This window comes from Amycolatopsis sp. NPDC059235 (assembly GCF_042754125.1).
GTDB classification, from domain to species: Bacteria; Actinomycetota; Actinomycetes; order Mycobacteriales; family Pseudonocardiaceae; genus Amycolatopsis; species Amycolatopsis albidoflava.
Window position 1 is genome coordinate 58,148 of sequence record NZ_JBHZAG010000060.1, and the last position, 7,326, is coordinate 65,473.

Genomic DNA, 7,326 nt, shown 5'->3' on the forward strand with positions numbered 1-7,326 from the left:
CGGACGTCGGGCAGGCGCGGGCGAACTGGCCGATCGAGGCGCGCCATCGGCCCAGCCGTGCCTCCGTCTGACGGACGACCGAGCTGCGCCGCGCGGGGAAGCGTCTGCTAGGGATTTCCCATGACTTCAGAAGCCGCCGCCGAACCGGCCGCCCAGGGGCTGGCCGCCGGCTTGCGCCAGCGGCACCTCGCCATGCTCGCGATGGGCGGCGTGATCGGTTCGGGATTGTTCGTCAGCTCCGGCGTCGGGATCAAGCTCGCCGGGCCCGGAATCGTGCTGTCCTTCGTGCTCGCGGGCACGCTGGCGATGCTGGTCATGCGCATGATGGCGGAAATGGCCGCCGCGATCCCGGCCAGCGGGTCGTTTTCGGTGCACGCCGAGCGCGCGTTCGGGCCGTGGGCCGGGTTCGCCATCGGCTGGCTGTACTGGGCCGCGCTCGTCGTCGTGCTCGCCGTCGAGGCGACCGCGGCCGCGATCATCGTCAACAGCTGGCTGCCGGGCATTCCGCAGTGGGTGCTGGTCCTGATCTTCATGGCGGTGCTGACCGCGATCAACTTCACCGCGGTGTCCCGGTTCGGCGAGCTCGAGTTCTGGCTGGCGCTGATCAAGGTCGTCGCGGTGGTGGCCTTCCTGGTCCTCGGCGTGCTCGCGTTCCTCGGCGTGCTTCCGGGTACTTCCTTCGTCGGCACCGACAATCTCCTCGGCCACGGCGGCCTGCTGCCCAACGGGTGGCAGGGCGTCGGCACCGGATTGCTCGCCGTCGTCTTCACCTTCGGCGGCCTGGAAGTGGTGACCATCGCCGCCGCGGAGTCCGACGATCCCGCGCACGCCGTCGGCAGGGCGGTGCGCAACGCGGTCGTGCGGATTTCGGTGTTCTACGTCGGTTCCATGCTGGTCATCGTCTCGCTCCTGCCGTGGACGAGCGTCCAGGCCGGACAGAGCCCGTTCGCCGCGGTGCTCGAACGCATCGGGATCCCGGCGACCGGGCAGATCATGAACGTCGTCATCCTGTTCGCCCTGCTGTCCACGCTGAACACCAACATGTACGGCGCGGCGCGCATGGTGTACTCGCTGGCCCAACGCGGACACGCCCCGCGCGCACTGACCAAAGTGGACCGAAGCGGCGTGCCCGTCTTCGCCGTCGCGGCTTCGGTGTTGTTCGGCTTCGTGGCCGTGGCCCTCAACGCGCTGTGGCCGGACACCGTCTTCCAATACCTGCTGAACGCGGTCGGCTCGGTGCTGCTGATCGTGTGGATTTTGGTGGCGTGCACCCAGTTGCGAGTGCGCCGTCAGCTGGAGCGCACCGCGCCGGAGAGCCTCACTGTGCGGATGTGGGGCTTCCCGTATCTGACCTGGGTCACCCTTGTCGCGATGGTGGCCATCTTGGTGGTGATGCTCGGCGACCACGACGCCAGAATCCAGCTGATCAGCTCGGGAATCCTGGTCGCGGTGCTGGTCGTGGTCGGGATCTGGTGGCAGCGCGCCCGCCGGAAGGCCGACCAGACTGTATAACGACCTATACAGCCCGGCATTGATCACGAATTTGTCGCGTTCCCCGAGGTAACGCCCGGTTCCGTTCAGCGATGGGCAAGCTGAGCCAGGGACGCGGGCGGACCGCGTGGGGCGAGGGGGATGCGACGGTGAGTCCTGCCGGAAAGAAGGGCGTGCTGATCGGCGGCGCGCTGGCCGTGATCGGGATCGTGGTGGCAGCGCTCGTGCTGCTCAACAGCGGGGGATCGACGGCGGCCTCGTCAGGTTCGGAGCCTGCGTCGACCGCCGCGCAGCCCAACGACCCGACGTCAGCGGCCCGCGAGTATCTGGTCGCCTTCGGCGCGAAAGACGCCGACACCGCCAGCAAGGCCACCGATGCTCCGACGGACGCCTCTTCCGCGCTGCAAGACGCGTGGGCGACGCTTCGGCCCACGCAGCTGACCGCCAAGCTCGGCGACGTCGGCGCGGCGCAGGGCGACAAGGCCACGGCGGCCTACACCATCACCTGGAATCTCGGCCCCGGCCGCACGTGGACGTACGAAGGCAGCCTCGGCCTCGTCCAGGCGCAGGGCAAATGGCGGGTCCACTGGGCGCCGACGGTGCTGCACCCCAAGCTCGTCGCCGGGCAGCGGCTGGCGATCGCGTCCTCGGACGTTCCGGCCGTGGTCGACCGCGACGGCAAACCGCTCGTCGTCTCCGGCAGCGGCGGGCTGAAACTGGTTGACGACAAGGCGTTCCCGCTGCTCCGTTCGGCGCTCACCGGGCACGGGCAGGCGTCCGAAGCCTTCGCGGTCGAGCGCGTGGACGCGTCGGGCAAGAGCCAGGAGACGCTCTTCGGAAACCCGGAAGGCGACCACAAACCGGCCGCCGCTGGGCTCAGCCTCGCGACCCAGAACGCGGCTCAGGCAGCGGTGGACGGGTATCGCGGCAAGGCGGTCCTCGTCGCGATCCAGCCGTCTTCCGGCGATGTGCTCGCGGTGGCGCAGAACAGCAACGTGACCAACGCGGCGTCGGCGTTCAGCGGCCAGTACGCGCCGGGCTCGACGTTCAAGATCGTCACCGCGACCGCGGCGCTGGAAGCGGGGCTGGTCACGCCGGATTCCTCGGTTCCGTGCCCGCTGACCGACCGGATCGGCACCCGCACGCTCTCCAACGAGGGTTTCGACCTCGGCACGACCACCGTGCACAAGGCGTTCGCGAAGTCCTGCAACACCACGTTCGCCCGGCTCGCGTCGCAGCTGCCCGCCGACGGGCTCGCGAAGGCGGCCACCCAGTTCGGCCTCAACGCCGACTTCGGGATCAGCGGCCTGTCCACCGAGCTGGGCCGCGTCGATCCCGCGGCGAACGCGGACGAGCAGGTCGAGGACGGCATCGGGCAAGGAAAGGTGCAGGTCAGCCCGATGGGAGCGGCGGTGATGGCGGCGACCGCGGCGTCCGGGCGCGCGGTCGTGCCGCGGCTGTGGGCGGACGGCACCAAGGTCAACACCGGCTACACCCCGCCGCCCGGCTCGGTGCTGTCGGCGTTGCGCGGGATGATGCGCGAGGTCGTCACCGGCGGCACGGCGACCGGGCTGTCGCACTCCGGCTCGGTGTTCGGCAAGACCGGCACCGCGCAGTTCGGCGACGGTGCCGAGGCGCACGGCTGGTTCGTCGGCTACCGCGGAGACTTGGCGTTCGCGGTCTTCCTTGAAGGGGCCAACGACTCCAAACCGGCCGTCTCGCTGGGCGCGAAGTTCCTCGACGCGCTGTAGCGGCACAGTTCGGCCGCGGCCGAAGCATCGCCGCTCTACCGTAGGAGCATGGAAACCGTCGCACTGGCCGAAGTCGCCGCCGTGCTCGCCGATCCGAGCCGCGCGACCATGTGCCTCGCGCTGCTCGACGGCCGCGCCTGGACGGTCGGCGAACTGGCCGCCGCCGCGCGGATCGCGGTCTCGACGGCCAGCGAGCACGTGACGCGGTTGGCCGAGGCCGGGTTCGTGGCCCGGGTGAAGCAGGGGCGGCACGCGTACGTGCGGCTCGCGAATCCGCGGGTCGCGGAGTTGATCGAGCATCTGGCGCAGCATGCCGAACTGAAACGGCCGTCCGGGCTGCGGACTTCGTTGCGGGTACAGCGATTGTCCTTCGCGCGCAGTTGTTACGACCATTTGGCGGGGACGCTCGGGGTCGCGTTGCGGGACGGGATGGTCGATCGGGGGCTGATCGACGTGTCGGACGGGCTCGCGCTCACCGACACCGGACGCGAGGTGCTGGCCGATCTCGGCGTGGCGGTGCCGGATCGGCCGCGCCGGCCGCTGCTGCGCGACTGTCTGGATTGGACAGAGCGGCGCGAGCACCTCGCCGGCGCGGTCCCGGCGGCGGTGCTGGAACGGGCGGTCGAAGCTGGATGGCTGACCCGGGACCAGCAGCGCGCGGTCCGGGTGCTGCCGGGCGCGAGGGGTCCGTTCGCCGCGCTCGGTGTCGATCTCGCGACGGTGAGTGCCGCCGAGGCGTCGTAACACACGTTGGTGGTCCCCCGCACCGGTGGTGCGCGCTCGGGAACCGGACACTGCCTCACTATTCTGGACGCCTGCGGGCGACCGGGAGGGAGGCGGGCGAATGGACGAGCTTCCCATGGTGCTGGGCGTCGGCGCGCTGGTTCTGGTCGTCTCGGTCGTCGCGGTGCGGGTGTCCATCCGGCTCGGATTCCCGTCGCTGCTGCTGTATCTCGGGATCGGCGTCGTGCTCGGCGAGGCCGGATTCGGCATCCGCTTCGACAATCCGGCGCTCACCCAGTCGCTCGGGCTCGCCGCGCTCGTCCTGATCCTCACCGAAGGCGGGCTCACCACGCGTTGGTCCGCGGTGAAACCCTCGCTGGGGCCCGGAATCCTGCTGTCCACAGTGGCCGTGGTGATCAGCATCGCGGTCACCGGCGCGGCCCTGCACTGGCTGCTCGGCCTCGACTGGCGGCTCGCCCTGCTGTGGGGCGCGGTCCTCGCGTCCACCGACGCCGCGGCGGTGTTCTCCGTGCTGCGCACCGCCGGGGTCGGCAAACGGCTCGTCGGCGCGCTGGAACTGGAATCCGGCATCAACGACGCGCCCGCCTACATCGCGGTCGTCGTGCTCGCGTCCGGCGAGGCGGTCGACTGGTCGCTGCCGCTGCTGGTGGTCTACGAACTGCTCACCGGTCTCGTGCTCGGCCTCGCCTTCGGCTGGCTGGGCGCGCAGGCGCTGCGCCGGGCCGCGCTCCCGGCCACCGGTCTGTATCCGCTCGCCACGGTCGCGGTGTGCGTGCTCGCGTACTCCTCGGGGCAGCTCGCGCACGCGTCCGGCCTGCTCGCCACCTACGTCGCCGGCCTGGTGCTGGGGAACTCCAAGCTGCCGCACCGGTCGGACACCCTGTCGTTCGCCGAAGGGCTCGGCTGGCTCGCGCAGATCGGCTTGTTCGTGCTGCTCGGCCTGTTCGCGTCGCCGACCCGGCTGCTCGAAGCGCTGATTCCGGGCCTCGTCGCGGGTGCGGTGGTGCTGCTGCTCGCCCGACCGCTGTCGGTGGTCCTGTCGCTGCTGCCGTTCCGGTTGCCCTGGCGAGACCAGGCGTTCCTGTCCTGGGCTGGCCTGCGCGGCGCGGTGCCGATCGTGCTCGCGATGATCCCGCTGTCCGAAGGCGTGCCCGGCGCGCAACGGCTCGTGGACGCGGTTTTCGTGCTCGTCATCGTACTCACCGTGCTGCAAGGCGCGACGCTCAGCCCGCTCGCGCGGATCCTCGGGCTGACGAAGGCGGCGCAGGCGCACGAGATCGAGGTCGACTCCGCGCCGCTCGATGAACTCGGCGCGGAACTGCTGCAGGTGCGCATCCAGAAGGGGTCGAAGCTGCACGGCGTGTACCTGTCGGAGCTGCGGCTGCCCGCCGGTGCGACGGTCAGTCTCGTGGTGCGCGGCGGCACGGGCTTCACGCCGCAGAAAACGAGCCGGTTGCAGGTCGAAGACCAGCTTTTGGTGGTCACGACCGCCGCCGACCGAGACGCGACCGAACGGCGGATCCGGGCGGTTGACCGGGCTGGCCGCCTGGCCCGCTGGCACGGGGAATCCGGGGCCTGATCTTTCTGTCCTTTGTGGACACTTCTTGTGACCGCTGTCTCAGATCACGAGACGGGGCTGGTTTCTTTCGCCGGTTGTCCGCTATCGTCGGTTTCAGGTCATGAGTGCCAGCGCGAAGCCCCGGCTTGCTGGCCGGCAACCCTCCTACCGCGGTGGGGTGCCCCGGGTGAGGACCAGGCCGGTCGCGCAGCGCGACGGGCAAGCGCGGGCCCCTCGCCGGGGGTCCCCCGGAACGCCGAGGAGGCGCCGTCATGACTCTCGCACTCGACCGGTCCACGGAAACTGTTGTTCCCGCTGTTCCCACTGTGGCCGGTGCGTCGCTGCGGGTGCCGTTGGTGACGGGCGGCGACATCGGTTACGCCAATCTTGATCACGCGGCCAGCGCGCCTTGTCTGGACGCGGTGAGGTCGGCGGTGGACGAGTTTCTTCCCTGGTATGCCAGCGTGCATCGTGGTGCTGGGTTCGCTTCGCAGGTTTCCACTCGGTTGTACGAGCGGACTCGTGGTGTGCTGCGTCGGTTTGTGGACGCTCGTAGTGGGGATTCGGTGATCTTCACTCGCAATACGACTGATGCGTTCAATCTGCTGGCGAAAGCGTTGCCGCGTAAGACTTCTGTGGTTGTTTTCGACAGTGAGCATCATGCGGCGTTGCTGCCGTGGCGGGGGCCGAATGTTCGGCGGGTGCAGTTGCCGCGGACTCGGCTTGCCGCGGTGTCCGTTGTGGACGAAGCGCTGGCGGAATGTCCGCAGGGGCCTCGGTTGGTGGTTGTCGCTGGGGCGTCGAATGTGACTGGTGAGTTGTTGCCGGTGGCCGAGATTGCCGCGGTGGCTCGGAAGCATGGGGCTCGGGTGGCTCTTGACGCCGCGCAGCTCGCTCCGCATCGGCGGATTTCGTTGCGGGAGTTGGATGTCGACTACGTGGCGTTGTCCGGGCACAAGTTGTACGCGCCGTTCGGGGCTGGGGCGTTGGTCGGGCGCAGTGACTGGTTGCGGGCTGCTGAGCCGTATCTGGCCGGTGGTGGGGCGACCAAGCTGGTGACTGAGGAAGCCGTCGTGTGGAACAGCGGCGAGGAGCGGCACGAGGCTGGGTCGCCTAATACCGTTGGGGTGTATGCGCTCGGGGTGGCTTGCGAGCAGTTGGCGGCTCAGTGGGATGCCATCGGGGCGCACGAGGCTGCGTTGTTGGAGCGGTTGCGCAAGGGGTTGGCCGGGCTGCCTGGGTGTGCCGAGTTGCGGTTCTTTGACGCGCCGGTGGATCGGGTTGGCACGGTGAGTTTTGTTGTCGACGGGTTTGAGCCTGGGTGGCTGGCGGCGGTGTTGTCGGCTGAGTACGGGATTGGGGTGCGGGACGGGGCGTTCTGCGCTCATGTGGCTGCTCGGCGGTTGATTCGCGAGGCCGGCGGCGAGGGACAGCAGGCGGTTCGGGTGAGTCTCGGGTTGGGGAGTACCGAGGAGCACGTGGACCGGTTGGTGCTGGCATTGCGGCAGATTGTGGCTCGGGGAGCTCGGTGGGAGTACGCGAAGGTTGACGGGCGGTGGGCGCCGGTGGGGGATACTCGGGAGTTGCCGGGGTTTTGTGTTTGATGGTGTTGGGTGCGGGGTGCCGGGGCTGGTTTTCGGGGTGATGTGCCGGGGTGGTGGGCCGGGTTTCGGGGGTTGCTCACCAAGCTGTGTTTTTGGCGTCGGCTCCGCCGCCGCGGGCGGGATCGCTTTTAAGCCGGCGTTTGGGGGCTGCCCGGCGTGAGGGGCCTTCGGCCTGTCA

The 7,326-nt window shown here is 69.5% G+C and carries 5 protein-coding genes and 1 riboswitch; all 5 genes read left to right on the forward strand.

What is annotated here, in order from left to right:
- Positions 1-120: 120 nt before the first annotated feature.
- Positions 121-1,512: an amino acid permease gene (locus ACFXI3_RS31660; protein WP_378404470.1), complete on the forward strand. Its 1,392-nt coding sequence runs from the start codon at positions 121-123 to the stop codon at positions 1,510-1,512.
- Between the two features lie 71 nt (positions 1,513-1,583).
- Positions 1,584-3,242 carry a penicillin-binding transpeptidase domain-containing protein gene (locus tag ACFXI3_RS31665; RefSeq protein ID WP_378404472.1) on the forward strand — a complete coding sequence of 553 codons (1,659 nt, stop codon included), beginning with the start codon at positions 1,584-1,586 and terminating at the stop codon, positions 3,240-3,242.
- 48 nt (positions 3,243-3,290) lie between these two features.
- A complete protein-coding gene (locus ACFXI3_RS31670) occupies positions 3,291-3,986 on the forward strand; it encodes an ArsR/SmtB family transcription factor (protein ID WP_378404474.1) in 696 nt (231 codons plus the stop codon).
- Between the two features lie 100 nt (positions 3,987-4,086).
- Positions 4,087-5,565, forward strand: coding sequence for a potassium/proton antiporter (locus ACFXI3_RS31675; RefSeq protein WP_378404476.1), 1,479 nt, complete (start codon positions 4,087-4,089; stop codon positions 5,563-5,565).
- 96 nt (positions 5,566-5,661) lie between these two features.
- Positions 5,662-5,776, forward strand: a riboswitch (SAM riboswitch).
- Between the two features lie 40 nt (positions 5,777-5,816).
- Complete coding sequence (locus ACFXI3_RS31680; RefSeq protein WP_378404478.1) at positions 5,817-7,148, forward strand: aminotransferase class V-fold PLP-dependent enzyme; 1,332 nt, start codon at positions 5,817-5,819, stop codon at positions 7,146-7,148.
- Positions 7,149-7,326 lie beyond the last annotated feature (178 nt).